At 72.7% G+C, this 20,173-nt stretch carries 15 protein-coding genes; 10 read left to right on the top strand and 5 right to left on the bottom strand.

Features of this window, described 5'->3' with window-relative positions:
* Positions 1–70 precede the first annotated feature (70 nt).
* Together ABZ877_RS06090 and thiD are read left to right on the top strand one after the other, a co-directional pair.
* Positions 71–1,054, top strand: coding sequence for a thiamine-phosphate kinase (locus ABZ877_RS06090; protein ID WP_361065107.1), 984 nt, complete (start codon positions 71–73; stop codon positions 1,052–1,054).
* Positions 1,051–2,034, top strand: coding sequence for a bifunctional hydroxymethylpyrimidine kinase/phosphomethylpyrimidine kinase (gene thiD / locus ABZ877_RS06085; protein ID WP_361065104.1), 984 nt, complete (start codon positions 1,051–1,053; stop codon positions 2,032–2,034). The genes ABZ877_RS06090 and thiD overlap by 4 nt, the downstream gene beginning before the upstream one ends.
* Positions 2,035–2,125: 91 nt before the next feature.
* Here the strand turns inward: thiD and ABZ877_RS06080 are convergent, their stop codons facing one another.
* The 3 genes from ABZ877_RS06080 to rpmB form a co-directional block, all read right to left on the bottom strand.
* Positions 2,126–3,583, bottom strand: coding sequence for an FAD-dependent monooxygenase (locus ABZ877_RS06080; protein ID WP_361065101.1), 1,458 nt, complete (start codon positions 3,581–3,583; stop codon positions 2,126–2,128).
* Positions 3,580–6,627: a BTAD domain-containing putative transcriptional regulator gene (locus ABZ877_RS06075; RefSeq protein ID WP_361065098.1), complete on the bottom strand. Its 3,048-nt coding sequence runs from the start codon at positions 6,625–6,627 to the stop codon at positions 3,580–3,582. The genes ABZ877_RS06080 and ABZ877_RS06075 overlap by 4 nt, the downstream gene beginning before the upstream one ends.
* 154 nt (positions 6,628–6,781) lie before the next feature.
* Positions 6,782–6,967, bottom strand: coding sequence for a 50S ribosomal protein L28 (gene rpmB, locus ABZ877_RS06070; protein ID WP_003957616.1), 186 nt, complete (start codon positions 6,965–6,967; stop codon positions 6,782–6,784).
* A gap of 261 nt (positions 6,968–7,228) precedes the next feature.
* Here rpmB and ABZ877_RS06065 point away from each other — a divergent pair, with 261 nt between their 5' ends.
* Positions 7,229–8,902 carry a DAK2 domain-containing protein gene (locus ABZ877_RS06065; RefSeq protein WP_361065094.1) on the top strand — a complete coding sequence of 558 codons (1,674 nt, stop codon included), beginning with the start codon at positions 7,229–7,231 and terminating at the stop codon, positions 8,900–8,902.
* Between the two features lie 39 nt (positions 8,903–8,941).
* Here the strand turns inward: ABZ877_RS06065 and ABZ877_RS06060 are convergent, their stop codons facing one another.
* Both ABZ877_RS06060 and ABZ877_RS06055 read right to left on the bottom strand, forming a co-directional pair.
* Entirely contained in the window at positions 8,942–11,641 is a 2,700-nt protein-coding gene (locus ABZ877_RS06060) for a tetratricopeptide repeat protein (RefSeq protein ID WP_361065091.1), read from the bottom strand.
* Positions 11,638–13,449, bottom strand: a complete 1,812-nt coding sequence (locus tag ABZ877_RS06055; protein ID WP_361065088.1) for an HSP90 family protein — start codon at positions 13,447–13,449, stop codon at positions 11,638–11,640. The genes ABZ877_RS06060 and ABZ877_RS06055 overlap by 4 nt, the downstream gene beginning before the upstream one ends.
* A gap of 172 nt (positions 13,450–13,621) precedes the next feature.
* Between ABZ877_RS06055 and recG the strand changes: the two genes are divergently transcribed.
* From recG to rnc, 7 genes are all read left to right on the top strand, one after another.
* Complete coding sequence (gene recG / locus ABZ877_RS06050; RefSeq protein WP_361065085.1) at positions 13,622–15,841, top strand: ATP-dependent DNA helicase RecG; 2,220 nt, start codon at positions 13,622–13,624, stop codon at positions 15,839–15,841.
* 130 nt (positions 15,842–15,971) lie between these two features.
* Positions 15,972–16,568, top strand: a complete 597-nt coding sequence (gene rsmD, locus ABZ877_RS06045; RefSeq protein ID WP_361065082.1) for a 16S rRNA (guanine(966)-N(2))-methyltransferase RsmD — start codon at positions 15,972–15,974, stop codon at positions 16,566–16,568.
* A 26-nt stretch (positions 16,569–16,594) separates the two neighbouring features.
* A complete protein-coding gene (gene coaD / locus ABZ877_RS06040; RefSeq protein ID WP_361065079.1) occupies positions 16,595–17,074 on the top strand; it encodes a pantetheine-phosphate adenylyltransferase in 480 nt (159 codons plus the stop codon).
* Positions 17,075–17,165: 91 nt separating this feature from the next.
* A complete protein-coding gene (locus ABZ877_RS06035) occupies positions 17,166–18,275 on the top strand; it encodes an ATP synthase F0 subunit B (RefSeq protein WP_361065543.1) in 1,110 nt (369 codons plus the stop codon).
* Between the two features lie 169 nt (positions 18,276–18,444).
* On the top strand, positions 18,445–19,089 hold the full coding sequence (locus tag ABZ877_RS06030; RefSeq protein ID WP_361065540.1) for a YceD family protein: 645 nt from the start codon (positions 18,445–18,447) through the stop codon (positions 19,087–19,089).
* Between the two features lie 2 nt (positions 19,090–19,091).
* The gene (gene rpmF / locus ABZ877_RS06025; RefSeq protein ID WP_030361955.1) at positions 19,092–19,265 is read left to right on the top strand and encodes a 50S ribosomal protein L32; all 174 of its coding nucleotides are present in this window, start codon (positions 19,092–19,094) and stop codon (positions 19,263–19,265) included.
* A 7-nt stretch (positions 19,266–19,272) separates the two neighbouring features.
* Positions 19,273–20,079 carry a ribonuclease III gene (gene rnc / locus ABZ877_RS06020; protein WP_361065075.1) on the top strand — a complete coding sequence of 269 codons (807 nt, stop codon included), beginning with the start codon at positions 19,273–19,275 and terminating at the stop codon, positions 20,077–20,079.
* Positions 20,080–20,173 lie beyond the last annotated feature (94 nt).

The following is a 20,173-nucleotide window of genomic DNA, read 5'->3' as shown; positions in this document are numbered from 1 at the left end:
CAGAAACCGTACCCATGACAGAGACGGGCCGCGACCGCAAGCGGGCCGGGGCAGAAGGGGCAGTACGCGCATGAAGGGCACCGTCGGCGAGCTGGGGGAGTTCGGACTCATCCGAGAACTCACCTCCCGGCTCACCACCACCCCGGCCGTACGGATCGGCCCCGGCGACGACGCCGCGGTGATCGCCGCGCCGGACCGCAGGGTCGTCGCCAGCACGGACGTCCTCCTGGAGAACAGGCACTTCCGGCGCGACTGGTCCACGGCGTACGACGTCGGCCGCAAAGCCGCCGCGCAGAACCTCGCCGACATCGCCGCCATGGGCGCCGTCCCCACGGCCCTGCTGCTCGGCCTCGTCGTCCCCGCCGAGCTGCCCGCGTCCTGGCCCTCCGAACTGATGGACGGGCTGCGCGACGAGTGCCAGGTCGCCGGTGCCGCGGTCGTCGGCGGCGACGTCGTCCGCGGTGACACCATCACCATCGCCATCACCGCGCTCGGCGACATGCGCAACCACGAACCGGTGACCCGCGCGGGCGCCTGCCCCGGCGACGTCGTGGCCGTCACCGGCTGGCTCGGCTGGTCCGCCGCCGGGTACGCCGTCCTGTCCCGCGGCTTCCGCTCCCCCCGCGCCTTCGTCGAGGCCCACCGCCGTCCCGAGCCCCCGTACCACGCGGGCCCTGCCGCCGCCGGACTCGGCGCCACCGCCATGTGCGACGTGAGCGACGGCCTCATCGCCGACCTCGGCCACATCGCCGAGTCCAGCAAGGTCCGCATCGACATCAAGTCCGGGAAGGTCGACGTGCCCTCCCAGATGAACGACATCGGCCAGGCCGTCGGCGTCGACCCGCTCCAATGGGTCCTGACCGGGGGAGAGGACCACGCCATCGTCGCCACCTTCCCGCCGGACGTGAAACTGCCCGCCCGCTGGAAGGTGATCGGCGAGGTGCTGAACCCCTCCGCCCTGCCCCAGGTCACCGTGGACGGCGCACCCTGGACCAGCAAGGGCGGCTGGGACCACTTCGGGGACGACTTCCCCGGTGGGGAGATCGAGTCATGACAGCCTCCGCGCCCATACCCGGACCGGGCACCGGCCCCTCGTCCGCCGCCCCGGTACGGGTGCTCACCGTCGCCGGGTCCGACTCCGGCGGCGGCGCCGGCATCCAGGCCGACCTCAAGACCATGCTCGCCCTCGGCACCCACGGCATGAGCGTCGTCACGGCCGTCACCGCGCAGAACTCCCTCGGCGTCCAAGGCGCCTGGGAACTGCCCGCGGAGGCCGTCCGCGCCCAGTACCGCAGCGTCGTCGACGACATCGGGGTCCAGGCGGTCAAGACGGGGATGCTCGCCTCCGCCGAACTCGTCGCGTGCGTGGCCGAGCTGCTGGCGGACACCGACGCGCCGGTCGTGATCGACCCCGTCGGCGTCTCCAAGCACGGGGACTCCCTGCTCGCCGCCTCCGCGCTCGACTCCGTCCGCACGAAGCTCCTGCCGACCGCCACCGTCGCCACCCCGAACCTCGACGAGGTCGCCCAACTCACCGGCGTGCGGGTCCGGTCGGAGGAGGACATGCGGCGGGCGGCGGCTGCGGTGCTTTCCTATGGGCCGCGGTGGGTGGTCATCAAGGGTGGTCATTTGGGTGGGCATCTGGGTGGGCAGCACGACGGGCATCACGGTGGGCATTTGGACTCCGGGGTGGGTGCGGGTGCGGGGGTGAGTTCGGGTGCTGGTGCGGGTACGCGTGCCGGTTCGGGCCCGGGCGGGCAGAGGGGCGAGGCGGTCGACCTTCTTACGGACGGTTCCGAGGAGTACTGGCTGCGCGCCCCGCGCCACGACAACCGCCACACGCACGGCACGGGCTGCACCCTCGCCTCCGCGATCGCGGCCCAACTCGCGAAGGGCCAGTCGGTCCCCGAGGCCGTACACGCGGCCAAGGAGTACGTCACCGGGGCGATCGCGGCCGGGTTCGCCCTGGGATCGGGCATCGGGCCGGTCGATCACGGCTGGCGGCTCAGGGGCGCGGAGGGATCGGGCAGGTAGGCAGACCGGGCGGGTAGGCGGGTAGGCGGGTCCGGCGGTGGGCTAGGGCGTTCGCGGCGGCGTGTTGGGGCTGTTGTTGGGGCTGCTGGGGTCAGGCCCCGGGTGTGGCCGCTGCCGTGGTTACGAGGCCAGCCCCGCCTATGGTCCTGGCACTCGGCGTGGCCCCGGGTATGTGCTCGCCCGCCAAGCCGTAGTCCCTCAGCGCCAGATTGCTCGCCGCCTTCTCCGTCATGCGCTTGAAGAAGCTCGCCAGGAGACGTGAGCTGAGCATCCGGTAGGCGCGGTCGCGGCTGCGGATCTTCTTCTCGGTGGGCGGGGCGAGGAACGGCCCCGCGTTCCCGGAGAGCTTCTGGCAGCCCTTCGCGTACTTCGTGATCCGCGCCTCAAAGGCGGCGAACGCGGCGCGGTGGTCGCCGCCCGCCGCCACCAGCTCGCCCGCCAGGACGTACGCCGACACGAGCGCCGTACCGGTGCCTATGCCGCCCATGGTGGCACCGTGCCCGGCGTCACCGAGCAGGACCACGCGCCCTTGCGAGATCCGGTCCATGTGGACCTGGGCGATGGCGTCGAAGTACAGGTCGTCGGCGTCGTCCAGTGCTTCGAGGATCCGCTGGGCGTGCGGCCAGGCCATACCGCGCAGCTTCTCGGCGACGATGCGCTTCTGCTGGGCCACGTCCTTGCGGTCGTACGTCAGTCGCTCCGAGTGGAAGACCACGGCGCCGCCCGCCCGGTCGGGGTCCCCGTCGTAGTTGCTGATCATCGCTGTGCGGCCGGGTTCGCTGTAGAGCCGGGCGGTGCGGTCGAGGCCGAGGTGGTTGGGCATGTCGAACCCGGCGACGTAGTAGTCGAAGAAGTGCAGGTACCGCGCTTCGTCGCCGAAGACCAGGCGCCGGGTGTGGGAGTGCAGGCCGTCCGCGCCGACGACCAGGTCGAAGGCGCGGGGCGCGCCGTGGTCGAAGGTGACGTCGACGCCCGTGGCCGTCTCCGTGAGGGAGGCGATCGAGTCGCCGAAGACGTAGGTGACGCTGTCCTTCGTGCGCTCGTACAGCAGCCGTGAGAGATCGCCGCGGAACACCTCGACGTCACCGCTCATGAGGTGCGCGGGCAGGTCCACCCGCTCCCTGTCGTCCGCGTCCACGATGGTCTGGCGCCCCATGTCGGTCTGCATCGCGTGCAGGTCGTCCCAGATGCCCATGCGGGTGAGGACGGTGCGGTGGACGTGGCCGCGGAAGTCCACGGCGAAGCCGCCTCCGCGCAGCGCGGGTGCCTTCTCGACGACCGTGACGCGGGCGCCCTGGCGGGAGAGCCAGAAGGCGATCGCGGGGCCGGCGATGCTGGCGCCGGACACCAGGACGTTCAGATGGGCCAGGGTGTCGGTGTCGGTGTCGGTGTCGGTGTCGGTGCCGGTGGCGGCCTCGGTGCCGGTGGTGCGGTGGCTGCCGGTGTCGGTGTCCGTATCGGCGTGGGAGTCGGTGCTGCGGTGGTTGTCGGTGGCGGTGGCGGTGGCGGTGGCGGTGGCGCTGTCGGCGTTGTGCGTTCGCTTCGTCATGTCAGTGAGCTTGCGGCCCCCCGCTTACCGTCCGCTGACCACTCGCTGACCGCCGACTGACCGTCGCTGGCGCCCAGCTCAAAGGCCCTTTTGTACACGTCGGGCGCCAGCAGGCGCCGCAGACGGCGTTCGACCGGCGTGACGTCCGGGTCGTCGACGATCAGCAGTCCGCGCAGCGACGACGCGGCGCCGAGGAGCTTCACCGCATGTTCCGGCTGGTCCGTGCGGCACGCCAGGGCCTCCGCGACCTCGGCCAGCACGAGCCTCTGCGTCTGGGCGTCCGTGGAGAGCGAGCGCGCCTGGGCGAACCAGTCGTCCGCCTCCTCCGCCTGCCCCTCCGCCAGGGCCGCGCGGCCGAGACCCAGCAGGATGTGGGCGGTCTGGCCGACGCTGTACCAGGAGCGGGCGCTGCTCTCCAGAGCCGATTGATAGTGCTCCCGCGCGAGGGCCGTGTCCCCGGACAGGCGTGCCGCGTCCCCCATGCCCCACAGCGCCCCGGCCACCTTCTCGGGCGCACCCGCCGTGCGCGCTTGCTCGGCAGCCCGCGTGAAGTCCGCGGTCGCTTCCTCGTAGGCCCCGCTGCGCAACAGGACGGTGCCGCGTCTGCACAGGAGGTCGGCGGTCTCCTCCGGTGCCGCCAACTCGCGCGCGTATCCCAGCGCTTCGTCGATGAGCTCCAACGCGCGCGTGCGCTCCCCACGCCAGTCCGCGTACAGGCCGAGCTGGTCGAGGGAGTTGGCCATGCCCCAGCGGTCACCGGTCTGCCGGAATCCGGCCAGGGCCTGCGCGAACAGGGTTTCCGACGCCTCGGGGCGCCCCGCGAACTGTTCCTGGAAGCCGAGGCCGACGGCGAGCAGCGCCCGGCCCCACGGATCGTCCCCGACCTGGGCGAGCACGCGCTCCTCCTGGGAGCGCTCGGGGCCGACGGCGAGCGTCCACAGCACCACCGTGAACGGCAGTCGCAACTGGCGGCGGATGGTGGCCAGGACCTGGTCGGCGTGGGCGAGCCGGGCCTCGTCGCCGTCCCCGCGCACCGAGTTGAGCGCGCACAGCGCGTACTCCTCCTCCAGTCCGGGCGGCGCCTCGGGGCCCACCGCGTCCATCAGCTCGCGGGCCAGCGCCACGCGCTCGCCGGTCAGGCCGCGCAGTCGCCAGAACCAGGAGAGGTCCGCCATGAGCCGCAGCCCGTCGGTCGGCGCGGTCCGCAGGAGGTGGCGCAGCGCGGCGTCCAGGTTGCCGCGGTCGTCGGACAGACGAGCCAGCCAGGGGAGTTGATCGTGGCCCCGCAGGCGTGGTTCGGCCTCCGCGGCCAGGCGCAGGAAGTAGGCGGCGTGCGCGTCCCTCAGCTCGGCGAGGACGGTGTCGGGCAGGTGCTCGGCGCAGAACGCGCGGATCGTCTCCAACATGCGGTAGCGCCCCTCGGCGGCCTCCAGGAACGACTTCTCGGCGAGCGAGGCCAGCAGGTCCTCCGGGTACGGGATGCCGCACACCGCCTCCACGGCGTCCAGTGTCGCGCCGCCGGACAGGCCGCTGCCGACGAAGACCGTCATCCGGCGGGCCAGGTCCCGCTCCTCCTCGTCGAGCAGTTCCCAGCTCCACTCGACTACGGCCCGCAAGGTGCGGTGGCGTGGCGCCTTGGTGCGGTCCCCGCGCGAGAGGACCCGGAAGCGGTCGCCGAGCCGCTCGGCCAGTTCGTCGACGGTGAGCGTACGCAGCCGGGCGGCAGCCAGTTCGATGGCGAGCGGAAGCCCGTCCAGGGCCGCGCAGATGTCGTCGATCACGTCCACGCGCGCGTGGTGCGCGGCGAAGTCCGGCCGCACCGCCGCCGCCCGGTCCCGGAACAACTGGGCGGCGGGACCGGCCGCGAGCGGGGGCACCGGGCACAGCGCCTCTCCGGTGATGCCGAGCGCCTCCCGGCTCGTGGCGAGGATCCGGAGCCCGGGGCAGGCGCCCAGGAGCTGTCCCGCCACCCGGGCCGCGCCCTCGATCACATGCTCACAGTTGTCGAGGACGAGCAGCAGGTCACGTCCTTCGAGCGCGGCCACGAGCCGCTGTGTGACCTCCTGGTCCCGTGGGCCGCGCAGCCCTTCGCGCACGCCGAGCGCGGTGAGGATCGCGTAGGGGACGCCCGTGGCGTCGGTGAGTGGTGCCAGTTCCACGTAGCAGACGTCCTGGCGGGCGCGCCCCGCCTCGATCGCGAGCCGGGTCTTGCCCGCGCCGCCGGGCCCGGTCAGCGTCACGAGGCGGGCGTCGGCCAGGAGCGCGCCGATCCTGGCCAGCTCCTCCGTCCGCCCCACGAACCGCGTCAACTGGGCCGGTACCCCGCGCTGCCGCAGAGGATCCCGCTCCTGCTCCCGCAGTAGCTCCAGATGGAGGGCGGACAGCTCCGGCGACGGGTCGCTGCCCAGCTCCTCGGCGAGCACCCGCCGTGCCTCCTCGTAGACCTGCAACGCCTCGGCGGGCCGGCCCGTCGCGTGCAGCGCGCGCATCAGCAGCCCGTACAGGCGCTCGCTGAGCGGGTGCCGGGCGAGGAGCTCGCGTACCTCCGCGACCAGCTCCGCGTGGTCGCCCAGGTCCAGGTCCGCCGCGATCCGGTCCTGGACGGCGCCGAGCCGCAGCTCGTCCAGGCGCGGCAGGTCCTCCGGTGCCGGGCCGCGCCACAGGGCGAGCCCTTCGTGCAGCAGCTCTGCCGCGCGCGTGGGGTCCCCGGCGGCGAGTGCCTGTCTGCCCTCGCGCGCGAGGCGCTCGAAACGGTGCGCGTCCACGGCGTCCCGCTCGACGACGAGGCGGTAGCCCGCGGGACCGGCCTCGATCTCCAGGCCGAGCCTCTTGCGGAGCCGGGAGACCTGCGACTGCAGCGCGTTGGCGGCGTTGGCGGGCGGGTCCTCGCCGTACAAGTCGTCGATCAGGCGCTCCGTCGAGACCGTCCGCCCGGCGTCCAGGAGCAGCGCCGTCAGCAGGGCGCGCGGCCGTGGCCCCCCGGGGTCCAAGGGGCTGCCGTCGTGGGCCCGTACGTCGAGGGGGCCGAGGATGCCGAAGCGCATGCGCAGAGTCTGGCAGTCGCCACTGACAGTGGTCGCGGACTTTCGCGATCTTCCGGCCGCTCGCTCACTCAGGGTGCGGGCACACGAGAAAGCCGGCCCCCGAGGGGACCGGCTTACTCAAGCAACCAGCGAGGTGGCCGCGCTACGCGAAACGTCAGCGCGAGACCTTGCCGGCCTTGATGCACGAGGTGCAGACGTTGAGCCGCTTCGGCGTCCGACCGACCACTGCACGCACACGCTGGATGTTCGGGTTCCAGCGACGGGACGTACGGCGGTGCGAGTGCGAAATGTTGTTGCCGAAGCCCGGCCCCTTGCCGCAGACGTCGCAGTTGGCAGCCACGGGTCACTCCAAAGACTTCAGATGCACTTACGGTTGATCCCGGCATGCCGAGATCAGGATCGGAGGATCTGAGTGGCGGTGCCAGGGGAGAGCCCGACGGATATCGGGCAACCGGAGCAGCATACAACGACTGCTTCGGTACAACGAAACTACCATGGCTGCCCGGACCGCTGCCCCGCTGTCCGGACCGGGGCCCTTTCCCGGCGGCCGTCCGCCGGGGTCTACTCTGCGAGGCCAGTCCAGCCGCTCGAGGAGGCGCAGGTGCCGCAGGTGCTCGACGTAGCCGCCGTACGCGCCTGGTGCTCACTGGCCCTGGAGGCGCTCGGCCGCGACCGCGCGGAGATCGACGCGATCAATGTGTATCCCGTCGCGGACGGTGACACCGGGACCAATCTGTACCTCACCGTCGAGTCCGCGCAGCAGGCCGTCGAGGCGGTCTTCGCGGGGCTCCAGGCCGGGCCCGAGCCCACCGCGCCCTCCCTCGCCGAAGTGATGCGCGCGATGGCGCACGGCGCCCTCATCGGCGCCCGCGGCAACTCCGGGACGATCCTCGCCCAACTGCTGCGCGGGATGGCGCAGGTCCTCGCCGACGACGGCGCGCGTGACGCGGATCACGCCGGAGCGGACGCGGGCGCTTTGCGCCTCGCGCTCAGCCGGGCCGCCGCCTCCGCGCGCGAGGCGGTCGCCCACCCTGTGGAGGGCACCGTCCTGACCGTCGCGACGGCGGCCGCGGAAGCCGCGTCCGGCACCGACGGGGACTGCGGGACAGTCGTCCGGGCCGCCTACGAAGGCGCCTGCGCGGCGCTCGACGCGACGCCGGACCAGCTCGCGGTGTTGCACCGGGCCGGGGTCGTGGACGCGGGCGGGCGCGGTCTCGTCGCCGTGCTCGGAGCGCTGCGCGAGGCCGTCTCCGGACAGGCGACGCCACCACGCGCGCGCGAGGACGGCCACCACGCGCGCGTGGAGAGTCCGGACGACGCCCTCGCATGCCCGGAGGAGCCTGACGGCGCCGGACCCGCCTTCGAGGTCATCTACCTCCTCGAAGCCGATGACGCGGCCGTCGCCCGGCTGCGGACCCGGCTCGACGCCCTGGGGGACTCCCTGGTCGTGGTCGGCGGGGACGGGCTGTGGAACGTCCATGTGCACGTCGACGACGCGGGCGCGGCCGTGGAGGCGGGCGTCGAGGCCGGGCGGCCGTACCGCATCCGCATCACGCACTTCGGCCTCGATGACGCCCATGCGACGCGTTCCTCCGCGCCCCCGCGCGAGCGGGCGCAGCGCGCCGTGGTGGCGGTCGTGCCGGGCGACGGCCTCGCGGGTCTGTACGCGGAGGCGGGCGCGACGACCGTGCCCGACCGGCCCGGCGAATTGCCCGCCAGCGGAGAACTGGTCGAGGCGATCAGGCGCGCCCACGCGCGCGAGGTGGTGCTGCTGCCGAACGACGCGGAGCTGCGCCACACCGCCGCCGCGGCGGCCGAGCAGGCCCGTTCCGAGGGCGTACGGGTCGCGCTCATCCCGACCCGGTCCGCGGTGCAGGGCATCGCCGCGCTCGCCGTGCACGAGCCGGACCGCAGCTTCGACGAGGACGTGGTCGCGATGACCTCGGCCGCCGGGGCGACCCGGTACGCCGAACTGGCCGTCGCCGAGCGGCAGTCCTGGACGATGGCCGGGATCTGCCAGGCCGGTGACGTCCTCGGCCTGATCGACGGCGACGTCGCCGTCATCGGTGCCGAGGTCCCGGCGACCGCCCGCACGGTCCTCGACCGGATGCTCGCGGCCGGCGGCGAACTCGTCACCCTCGTCCTGGGCGACGAGATCCCCGACGAGGTCGGGGACGGCCTTGAGCAGCACGTCCGTGAGACGTACCTGGCGGTGGACACGGTGGTGTACCGGGGCGGCCGCCAGTCCGCGCCGATGCTGATCGGTGTGGAATAGCCGCCCCGGCAGTCCCGAAGCCGCCTGCCCGCCGCGCCCCTACCGCTCCGCCGCCGCGCGCGCCTCGTCCCTGCGTTCCAGGTCGCCCGCCTTTTCGAACGCCATGGCGGCGCTTTCCAGGTGGGTCGTCGCTTGTTCGTCGTCGCGGCGGTCGAGGAGTTCCGCGAGCTGGCGGTGCGTGTGGCCGAGTTCGGAGAGCAGGGGCTCGCGGTCGGTGGCGGACGCCGACGACGTGAGGGCCTCCTCCAGGGTGCGGATCGCCGCGTTCATCAGCTCCCGTTCGTCGTCGGCCGACGCGGAGTCCAGCCAGGCACGCGCGCGCAGGCACCGCACGACGGCGTGGACGTGCCCGAGGGAGTGCCACAGCTCGCCCGCGCGCGCGTAGGCGCGGTCCGCCTCCTCGGGGCGCCCGGCCCGGTCGAGGGCGTCGGCCGCGAGGTTCGCCAGCATCGCGTGGTCGCGCTGTTCGGGCCAGTGCTGGGCGATCTCCGCCGCCTTCAGCCATGCCTCGGCGGACTGGAGGTGTTCGCCGAGCGCGCGGGCGCAGTCGCCGAGCCACCACTGGGCCTGGACGAGGGCCCCGTCACCGTGGTCCTCGGCGGTGAGGTCGAGCAGCGCCGACTCCAGGACCTCGGCGGCCTCCGCCACCCGCTCCTCGCGCAGCAGGTGGCCGCCGAGCTGGAAGCGCGCCCAGGCGGCGAACCCGGCGTCGCCGTCCGCCTCGTCGGCCCAGTGCGCGGCCTCCAGGGCGTGCGCGGACGCCTCCCCGAACCGCTCGGTGGCGGCCAGGACCTCGGCGAGCTGGAGGTGCAGCCGCGCCGCGCCGGACGGTTCCAGATACCCGGCCCCGTGGTCGAGGGCCGCCCGCAGCGCCCGTTCGGCGCCCGCCGCGTCGTCGCGCTCCCGCGCGAGCCCCGCGATCCGCACCTCGCAGTCGACGGCCATCCAGGGACGCCCCGCCGCCACCTGCGCGGCGGCGGACTCCTCGTACAGGGCCGCCGCCGCTTCCGGGTCGCCGCGGTGCACGGTGATGTCCGCGAGCAGCGACCGCGCCGACGCCGCCTGCGAGGCGATCCGCGGCACGTCGCCGAACGGCTCGGTGGCGGCGAGGAGGCGCCGCACGCTCTCCTCGGCGGCGGCGACCTCGTCGTCCCCGGAGTGGGCCGCGAGCAGGATGCGGGCACGGCAGATCAGGACGGCGGCCGCCTGGCGGGCCGCGGTGGCGTCCGCGCCGCGCAGGGAGGCGAGTGCCTGCTCGTACGGTTCCGCGATCGCGGCGAGTGCCTCTTCCGTGCGTCCCGCGCGGGACAGTGCGTACGCCCCACGCGCGCGTGCGGCCCGCGCCTCGCCGGGGTTGTCGGCCTTGTCGTACAGGTCGGCCGCGTGCGCGAAGAGGCCGGGCGCGTCCTCCGACTCCATGGCCGTGTAGTCGGCGATCTCCGCCTGGTCGTGCACGGTGAGGTCGAGGCCCTCCGTCTCGGCGGCCCGTGCGGCGGTCCGCCACGCGCGGGCCGCGTCCGGGCCGCCGTCGGCCGCCGAGATCCGCCGCGCCTCGGCCACGAGCGCCGCCGCGTCCGCGCCGGGCTGCGCGGCCACCGTGACCACGGGCTTCGGCGGGGCCGTCCGCACGACCCGTACGCCCAGCGGCAGGCGCTCGACGAGGGGCTCCTGGTCCATCCGCCGCCGGATCCGCGTGCCCACCCGGTCCGTGCCGTTGCGCGCGTCGAAGCGGGCCGCGATGGACAGCGCCTCCGCGCGCGCGTGGGCGCCGAGTTCGACGGCCGTCCAGGCGCGTCCGGCGGGGCCGGGGACACCCTGCTCGCCCAGGCCGAGCGCGACAAGGCGGTCCATCACCAGGGCGGTCACCGCGAGGAAGTCCATGAGGCCCTGCGGATTGCCGCTGTCCGTGAAGTACGCGGGCCGCTCCGCGAGCAGTTCGAGGGCGCGCGCCTCGTTGCCGGTCAGGGCGCAGAACTCCACGTGCGACGCGAAGGCGCCCCGCATGGACTCCATCGACCGTACGAGGCGGTAGCCGCGCAGGTGGTTCGCGCGGGCCTCGTCGGTGCGGCCGAGGCGCAGCAGCGGCAGCAGCGAGGCGGCGAGCGTGGCGTGCGGTTCGTGGGCGCAGGTGTGCTCGCCGTCCAGGACCGGCCGCCACAGCTCCAGGGCGCGCTCGTCCTGCCGCAGGTCCGCCTGGCGCTCGCCCTGGCCGTTCAGCTCGCAGGCGTGGCAGTCGGCCATCTTGTCGCGGTCGGCGGCCAGCCATGCCTCGTACGCGCGCGTGGCACGCTCCTCGTCGCCGATGTGGTCGGCGACGTAGAACTCGCTCATCCGGACGGCCCGTTCGGAGTGGCCCGCCACCCGGTAGCGGTGCTCCATCTCGGCGAGCCACTTCTCGATGGACGCGAGGGGGATGTGCGGCTGGTTCAGCATGCCGCCGGACATCCACTTGAAGACCCAGTGCAGCGAGTGCGTCTCGTAGGCGTCGAAGTCCTCGGGGCGCTCGTCCCACATGCGCAGCAGCCGCGCGAAGGGGACGAACATCTTGTCCTTCTCGGAGCTGTAGTTGTACATCTGCAGCTGATGGCCGAGCGCCTCGATGATCCCGAGCGGGACGCCGAGCTTCTCCGCCTCGGCGAGCAACTGTTCGGCGCGGGCGCCGCGGGCGGGCCCCTCGGGCTCCGCGGCGTTCTCCGCCATCGCGCGGCGCAGGGCGTCCAGGTCCATGGTCTCGTTCATCGGGGGTCGTCCTTTCCGGTGCCGGGGTGCGTGGCCCACTCCAGGAGGCCGATGAACGAGCGGTTCAGGAGTGCGGAGTCGGCGGGGCGCAGGGGGCGCTGCGCCATCAGGAGCGCCTGCCCGTACAGCGCCTCGGCCGCCGTGCCGATCAGCTCGGGGTCGGAGAGCGCGCTGACCCGGCGGATCAGCGGGTTGAGGTGGTTCAGGACGAGACGCGCGCGTGGGGCGCTGCCGCGCAGGGAGCCGAGGATCCCGGCCCACAGGTCGTCGGCCTGTGCCTCGGCCTCCGCGCGTGCCTGCTCGTGCCGGGCCGCGCGGTCGTCCAGGTGCAGTGCGGGCACCGTCAGCGGATGGAAGGCGCGCAGGGCGACGTCGCAGCCCAGCGGGTCGAGCCGGGCCCGCGCCGCCGCCAGGAACGCCGACAGGGCCAGTTCCTCGGCCGGGTCGACGGCGTCCAGGTGGGCGGTGACCGTGTCCGCGTCCAGTTCGGAGACGGCCGTGCCGGGGCGCACCGACGGCAGCGCCTCGACCAGGTCGGCGTCATACGTGTAACCACCGTTGACGACCCCGATGCCCTGCGCGGAGGCGATCGGCGCGACCTGCCGGTACTCCTCCACGGTCCGCGTGAAGTGCACGACGGGGTGGCGCTGGGCGAACTCCTCCAGGGAGAGCTGCCCGTCCGTCGTCTCGAACGGCAGCCAGGGGAGCATCGTGCGCAGCATCTCCTTGTCGTGCCGCGCGAGGGACTTCACGCCCAGGTGGTGCACGGACAGGAAGGCGGCGAGCCGCTCGGGGTCACCGGCCGCGAGCGACGTCAGCCACTCCCGGATGCGCTCGCCCAGGGCCTCCCGGACGGCGGCCAGGGTCTCGTCCTCGTAGAGCGACTCGCGCGAGGCGGTGGGGCGCAGGCTGTCCGTGTCGATCACGCAGCGCACGAAGAACGCCCAGTCGGGCAGCAGTTGCTCGGCGCGGTCGGTGAGCAGCATGCCCTTGAGGTGGACGCGGTGGCCCGCGCGCTGGGCCGGGCTGACCGCCTGCGGCAGCACGTGCGCGACGCCCCGGACGCCCGCGAGGGGCACCTCCAGGTCGATCGAGTCAAGCGGCGTGAACCCGAAGAGATCGTGGCAGTGGCGGGCCAGCGCCACCCGGCGGGCGGCCGGGCTGGGGTACGTACGGCTCCAGACGGAGGGCAGGTCCGTGATCGCGGCGTCCCCGACCCGCACGTCGTACGGCAGCAGCGAGCCGAAGTCCCGCGCCAGGGACAGGACCCGCTCCTCGGTCAGCCAGTCGGCGGCGCCCGCACGGGCCTCCAGGTGCACCGTCGTGCCCGGTTCCGGGCGGGCCGCGTCCGGGAGCGTACGGACCGTGTACGAGCCGTCGTCGCGGGCCGTCCACTCGACCGGCGGCGCCTCGGGCGTACGCGCGCTGCGGCTGACCACCCGGATGCGCTCGGCGACGACGAAGCAGGCCAGCAGACCGATGCCGAACTGCCCGAGGAAGTCGGCGCGGGCCGACTCCAGGCCGTCGCCGCGCTTGGAGCTGCGGCCGATCGTCGCGAGCAGGTTGTGCACGTCGGCCTCGGTCAGACCGATGCCGGAGTCCTCCACGCGCAGCGACCCGCCCTCCGCGTACAGGCGCACGGTGGCAGGCGCGTCCGGCTGCTCGGCGCGGCGGGCGGTGATGGCGTCGACCGCGTTCTGCAGCAGTTCGCGCAGGTAGACCTTGGGGCTGGAGTACAGGTGGTGGGAGAGCAGGTCGACGAGGCCGCGCAGGTCGACCTGGAAGGTGTGCGGTGTCTGTGAGTTCATCGTCGCTGCGCCGGTGGGGGGACGGGCGACGGCGCGGGTCGGGCGGTCCCGCGAGAGGTGACCGCGATCAAGGTCGGGAGCCCGTCACTCTACGGCCGTACGGCCCCTTGTGACCAGCGGGTTTCACGGTTCTCCACAGGACGCGGCGGGATTGTCGGTGGCGTGGTGTGCAATGGATCTCGTGCCCGTGCTCGAAGAACCGCTGAAGAAACTGCTCGGCCCGCCCACCGCGAAGGTGATGGCCGAGCACCTAGGCCTGCACACCGTCGGTGACCTGCTCCACCACTACCCGCGCAGATATGCCGAGCGCGGGGAGCTGACACGCCTCGCCGACCTGCCCCTGGACGAGCACGTCACGGTCGTCGCCCAGGTCGCGACCGCCCGCGTCCTGCGGTTCAACGGCGGCAGCGGCCAGCGCCTCGAAGTCACCATCACCGACGGCAGCGGCCAGCTCCAGCTCGTCTTCTTCGGCCGCGGCATCCACAAGCCGCACAAGGACCTGCTGCCGGGCACGCGCGCGATGTTCGCGGGCAAGGTCGGGGTCTTCAACCGCAAGATGCAGCTCGCGCACCCCGCCTACCAGTTGCTGACCGCGGACTCCTCGGAGGAGGCGGCCGAGACCGTCGGCTCGTGGGCCGGCGCGCTGCTCCCGATCTACCCGGCCACCGCCAAGCTGGAGTCCTGGAAGATCGCCAAAGCCGTCGACCTGGTGCTGCCCAGCGCCCGGGAGGCCGTCGACCCGCTGCCCGAGTCGCTGCGGGAGGGCCGGGACCTGGTCCCGCTGCCCGAGGCGCTGCTCAAGATCCACCGGCCGCACACCAAGGCGGACATCGCCGACGCGCGGGCCCGCCTGAAGTGGGACGAGGCGTTCGTCCTCCAGGTCGCCCTCGCCCGGCGCCGGTTCGCCGACACCCAGCTGACCGCCGTCCCCCGCGCGCCGAAGCCGGACGGCCTGCTCACGGCCTTCGACGCCAAGCTGCCGTTCACCCTCACCGACGGCCAGCGGAAGGTCTCCAAGGAGATCTTCGACGACCTGGCCACCGACCACCCGATGCACCGGCTGCTCCAGGGCGAGGTCGGCTCCGGAAAGACGATGGTCGCGCTGCGCGCCATGCTCGCCGTCGTCGACTCGGGCGGCCAGGCCGCCATGCTCGCGCCCACCGAGGTCCTCGCCCAGCAGCACCACCGCTCCATCACCGAGATGATGGGCGAGCTCGCCCAGGGCGGCATGCTCGGCGGCGCGGAGCACTCCACCAAGGTCGTGCTCCTCACCGGCTCCATGGGCACCGCCGCCCGCCGCCAGGCCCTGCTCGACCTGGCCACCGGCGAAGCCGGCATCGTCATCGGCACGCATGCGCTGATCGAGGACAAGGTGCAGTTCCACGACCTCGGCCTGGTCGTGGTCGACGAGCAGCACCGCTTCGGCGTGGAGCAGCGCGACGCCCTGCGCTCCAAGGGCAAGCAGCCCCCGCACCTCCTGGTCATGACCGCGACCCCGATCCCGCGCACGGTCGCCATGACCGTCTTCGGCGACCTGGAGACCTCCGTCCTCGACCAGCTCCCGGCCGGCCGCTCACCGATCGCCAGCCATGTCGTGCCCGCCGCCGACAAGCCCCACTTCCTCACGCGCGCGTGGGAGCGCGTACGGGAGGAAGTGGGCAAGGGCCACCAGGCGTACGTGGTCTGCCCGCGGATCGGGGACGACGAGGACGAGAAGCCCAAGAAGGGCGGCAAGAGCGCGGCCAAGAAGCAGTCCCCCGAGGACGAGGCGGAGAAGCGGCCCCCGCTCGCCGTCCTCGCCGTCGCCGAGGAGCTGGCGCGCGGACCGCTCCACGGGATCAAGGTCGAGGTGCTGCACGGCCGGATGCAGCCCGACGACAAGGACGCCGTCATGCGCCGCTTCGCCGCGGGCGAGACCGACGTCCTGGTGGCGACGACCGTCATCGAGGTCGGGGTGAACGTGCCGAACGCCACCGCCATGGTGATCATGGACGCCGACCGCTTCGGCGTCTCCCAGCTCCACCAGTTGCGGGGCCGCGTCGGCCGAGGCTCGGCGCCCGGCCTCTGCCTCCTGGTCACCGAGATGCCCGAGGCCAGCCCCGCCCGCGCGCGCCTGGGCGCCGTCGCCTCCACGCTCGACGGCTTCGAACTGTCCCGCATCGACCTGGAACAGCGCCGCGAGGGCGACGTGCTCGGACAGGCCCAGTCCGGGGTGCGCTCCTCCCTGCGGATGCTCGCCGTCATCGAGGACGAGGAGATCATCGCCGAGGCCCGCGAGGAGGCGACCAGAGTGGTCACGGCCGACCCGGACCTGGAGCGCCTGCCCGCCCTGCGCACCGCCCTGGACGCCCTCCTGGACGAGGAGCGGGAGCAGTACCTGGACAAGGGCTGAGAGACGGCCTCCCAGCCCGCTGGCGGCCGGCAGGCCCCCGTCCCCGACGGCCGACAGGGGCCCTGAGCCCGTCCTTTGAGACACTTGTCCCACAGCTCCCACAAGCAAGCACGCAAGGACAAGGACCGAGATGACCCGCGTGATCGCCGGACGCGCCGGCGGACGCCGCCTGGCCGTGCCGCCGGGCAACGGCACCCGCCCCACCTCCGACCGCGCGCGCGAGGGCCTCTTCTCCACCTGGCAGGCGCTGCTCGGCACCCTCGACGGCACCCGCGTCGCCGACCTGTACGCGGGCTCCGGAGCCGTCGGCCTGGAGGCCCTCTCCCGGGGCGCCGCGCACGCGCTGCTCGTCGAGGCCGACGCCCGAGCCGCCCGCACGGTCCGCGAGAACATCCGCGCGCTCGGCCTGCCCGGAGCCGAGGCCCGTACCGGAAAAGCGGAACAGGTCGTTGCTGGACCGCCCCCCGAGGACCCCTACGACCTGGTCTTTCTCGACCCCCCGTACGCCGTCTCGGACGACGATCTTCGGGAGATCCTCCTCACACTCCGCACTCAGGGCTGGCTCACGGACGACGCGCTGGTCACCGTGGAACGCAGCACCAGGGGCGGGGTTTTCCGGTGGCCGGCCGGTTTCGAGGGACTGCGGTCCCGTCGCTACGGCGAGGGCACGTTTTGGTACGGTCGCGCCGCCTTGACCACCAGCCTCACGTGCGACGACGCACGATGAGCGGACCGGAGAGCGAGGGACTTCCCGTGCGCCGCGCAGTCTGTCCCGGGTCGTTCGACCCCATCACCAACGGCCACCTCGACATCATCGCCCGAGCCTCCAAGCTGTACGACGTCGTGCACGTCGCGGTGATGATCAACCAGTCCAAGAAGGGCCTGTTCACGGTCGACGAGCGGATCGACCTGATCCGCGAGGTCACCTCCGAGTACGGCAACGTGCAGGTGGAGTCCTTCCACGGCCTCCTCGTCGACTTCTGCAAGCAGCGTGACATCCCGGCCATCGTGAAGGGCCTGCGCGCGGTCAGCGACTTCGACTACGAACTGCAGATGGCGCAGATGAACAACGGTCTCTCGGGCGTCGAGACGCTGTTCGTGCCCACCAACCCCACCTACAGCTTCCTGTCCTCCTCGCTGGTCAAGGAGGTCGCGGCCTGGGGCGGAGACGTCTCGCACCTGGTCCCGCCGCAGGTGCACCGGGCGCTGACCGAGCGCCTCCCCAAGAAGTGACACGCACGCACCACTTGGGCATACAGTCGTCCCGTCCGTCTCCAAACCCCCTGTCACCTCGGTGACAAGACGAGAGAGTGGCGAGCACACGGTGGACGTGCAGAAGAAGCTCGACGAGATCGTCGCCGCGGTCGGCAACGCCCGGTCAATGCCCATGTCGGCCTCGTGCGTGGTCAACCGCGCCGACCTGCTCGCGATGCTCGAAGAGGTGCGCCAGGCGCTGCCCGGCTCCCTCGCGCAGGCGCAGGAGCTCATCGGCGGCCGCGAGCAGATGGTCGAGCAGGCGCGCGCCGAGGCCGACCGGATCATCGAGTCCGCGCACGCCGAGCGCGGCTCCCTGATCTCCGACACCGAGATCGCCCGCCGCTCGCAGAACGAGGCGGACCGCATCCTCGCCGAGGCCCGCCAGGAGGCCGAGGAGATCCGCGCCGAGGCCGACGACTACGTCGACTCCAAGCTGGCCAACTTCGAGGTCGTCCTCACCAAGACCCTCGGCTCCGTCGGCCGGGGCCGCGAGAAGCTCCTCGGCACCGGACCCGGCCTGGACGACCAGGGCTACGAGGACGAGGACGCCCCCGAGCGCAGCCACGACCCGGAGACGCTGCGCCGCGACGCCGACGCGTACGTCGACTCCAAGCTCGGCGCCTTCGAGGCGGTGCTCGCCAAGACCCTGGAGGCCGTCGGCAAGGGCCGCCAGAAGCTGCACGGCCGCATCGCCACCGACGACCTGGGCGCGCTCGCCGTGGACGCCGAGGGCGGCTCCCAGGCGCACACCAGCGACGCCGACTACCTCGCGGGCCTGGCGGAGATCGCCACGGGCCCCCAGGCGGCGGAGCGGGAACCGGAGCCCGTCGCCACGCCCCAGATCCCCGCGCAGGCGCCGGCCGCCGCCTACGGGCAGCAGCAGGACCCGTACGCGTACGAGCAGCAGCAGTACGGCCAGCAGGACGCGTACGCCGCCTACCAGCAGCACGACCCCTACGCGTACCAGCAGGGGCAGCAGCAGGACCCGTACGCCGCGTACCAGCAGCAGGGGCAGCAGGACCCGTACGGCTACCAGCAGCACCAGGGGCAGCAGCAGGACCAGCACGGGCACCAGGGCCAGCAGCAGGAGCACGGCGGAGCGCTCGACGAGACCAGCCTCTTCGACACGAGCATGATCAGCATGGAGCAGGTCCGCCAGTACGAGCAGGGCCGCTGACGCCGCTGCCCGGCGGGGCGCCCCCAGGGTGGCCGGGAGCGGATTGGGCCGAGAGCGAAAGGTCCAGTACCCTGGTTCTTCGGTCGCGCGTACATGTGCGATCCGAGCTGCCCGGAAAACTTCGGGGCAGCGCCCCCCAGAGCATCGAAGATCGAAAGCAGGAACAGCCCTGAGTACTCGCCTCGACCACCGCAACCCACTTGTGTTCGACACACACGAGCTGGGCCGGCGTCCTGGTGCCATGCAGCGGCTGACCCGCACGATCGACGCCCCCCGGGACCTCGGTGTCGAAGGGGTCATCGGAGTGCCGGAAGGCGCCCCGGTGGAGCTCGAACTCCGCCTCGAGTCGGTCATGGAAGGGGTGCTTGTCACAGGCACCGCCCGTGCACTGGCGAAGGGGGAGTGCGTAAGGTGTCTGGAGCCGGTCGGCCTTGAGGTCGACACGGACTTCCAGGAGATGTTCTCGTACCCTGACGCCGACGACCGGGGCCGTGTGAAAGCGGAACCGGGCGACGACGCCGAGGACGACGAGGACAGGCTCTTTCTCGAGGACGGCTTGTTCGACCTCGAACCCGTGCTGCGCGATGCGGTGGTGCTCGCACTGCCGATGCAGCCGGTGTGCCAGGAAGACTGCGAGGGTCTGTGCTCCGAGTGCGGAGTGCGGCTCTCGGACGAACCGGGACACCATCACGACGCCGTCGACATCCGTTGGGCGGCTTTGCAGGGACTCGCTGAATCCATCCAGGACGGCGAGAAGGACGAGATGAGCGGCGCCGAAGCGGAAGCGGGCGTCGACGAGAAGCAGGAGAAGTAGCCGTGGCTGTTCCGAAGCGGAAGATGTCGCGCAGCAACACGCGCCACCGCCGGTCGCAGTGGAAGGCTGCGGTCCCCACCCTGGTTTCGTGTGAGCGGTGCCAGGAGCCCAAGCTGCAGCACATCGCGTGCCCCGCTTGCGGCACCTACAACAAGCGCCAGGTCCTCGAGGTCTGAGCGGCTGGTGAGAGGCACAGTGGCTAGCCATAAACCGGCGGATGACGCCAAGAAAAAGGCCGACACCACAGCCTCGTCCCACACGCTTCTGGAAGGGCGGCTCGGGTACAAGCTCGAGTCCGCCCTTCTGGTGCGTGCCCTGACGCACCGCTCGTACGCGTACGAGAACGGCGGACTGCCCACGAACGAGCGTCTGGAGTTCCTCGGGGACTCCGTGCTCGGTCTCGTGGTCACCGACACGCTCTACCGCACCCACCCCGACCTGCCCGAGGGCCAACTGGCCAAGCTGCGGGCCGCGGTGGTCAATTCGCGTGCACTGGCGGAGGTCAGCCGCGGGCTCGACCTGGGCTCCTTCATCCGGCTCGGCCGGGGCGAGGAAGGCACGGGCGGCCGGGACAAGGCGTCGATTCTCGCCGACACCCTCGAAGCGGTGATCGGCGCGGTCTACCTGGACCAGGGGTTGGACGCGGCCGGTGAACTCGTGCACCGGTTGTTCGACCCGCTGATCGAGAAGTCCTCGAACCTGGGAGCCGGCCTGGACTGGAAGACCAGTCTTCAGGAGCTGACGGCGACCGAGGGGCTCGGCGTCCCCGAGTACCTGGTCTCCGAGACCGGCCCCGACCACGAGAAGACCTTCACTGCTGCCGCCCGCGTCGGAGGCGTCTCGTACGGCACCGGCACCGGCCGCAGCAAGAAGGAAGCGGAGCAGCAGGCCGCCGAGTCCGCGTGGCGCGCGATTCGCGCCGCCGCGGACGAGCGGGCCGAGGCGGAGGCGGCGGCTTCGGCCGCCGCCACCTCCTCCGATCCGGCGTGACGCTGCGCTTCCTCGACCCGTTCCCATCGGCCCCGTGCCGGTGGGGACGGGTTTTTCCATGGCCCTGCCCCTGGGCGTCGTGAGGTGTCCGTGG

It is taken from the genome of Streptomyces sp. NPDC046939 (assembly GCF_040644575.1).
Lineage (GTDB): Bacteria > Actinomycetota > Actinomycetes > Streptomycetales > Streptomycetaceae > Streptomyces.
This window is presented reverse-complemented; position numbering and strand designations above follow the sequence as displayed.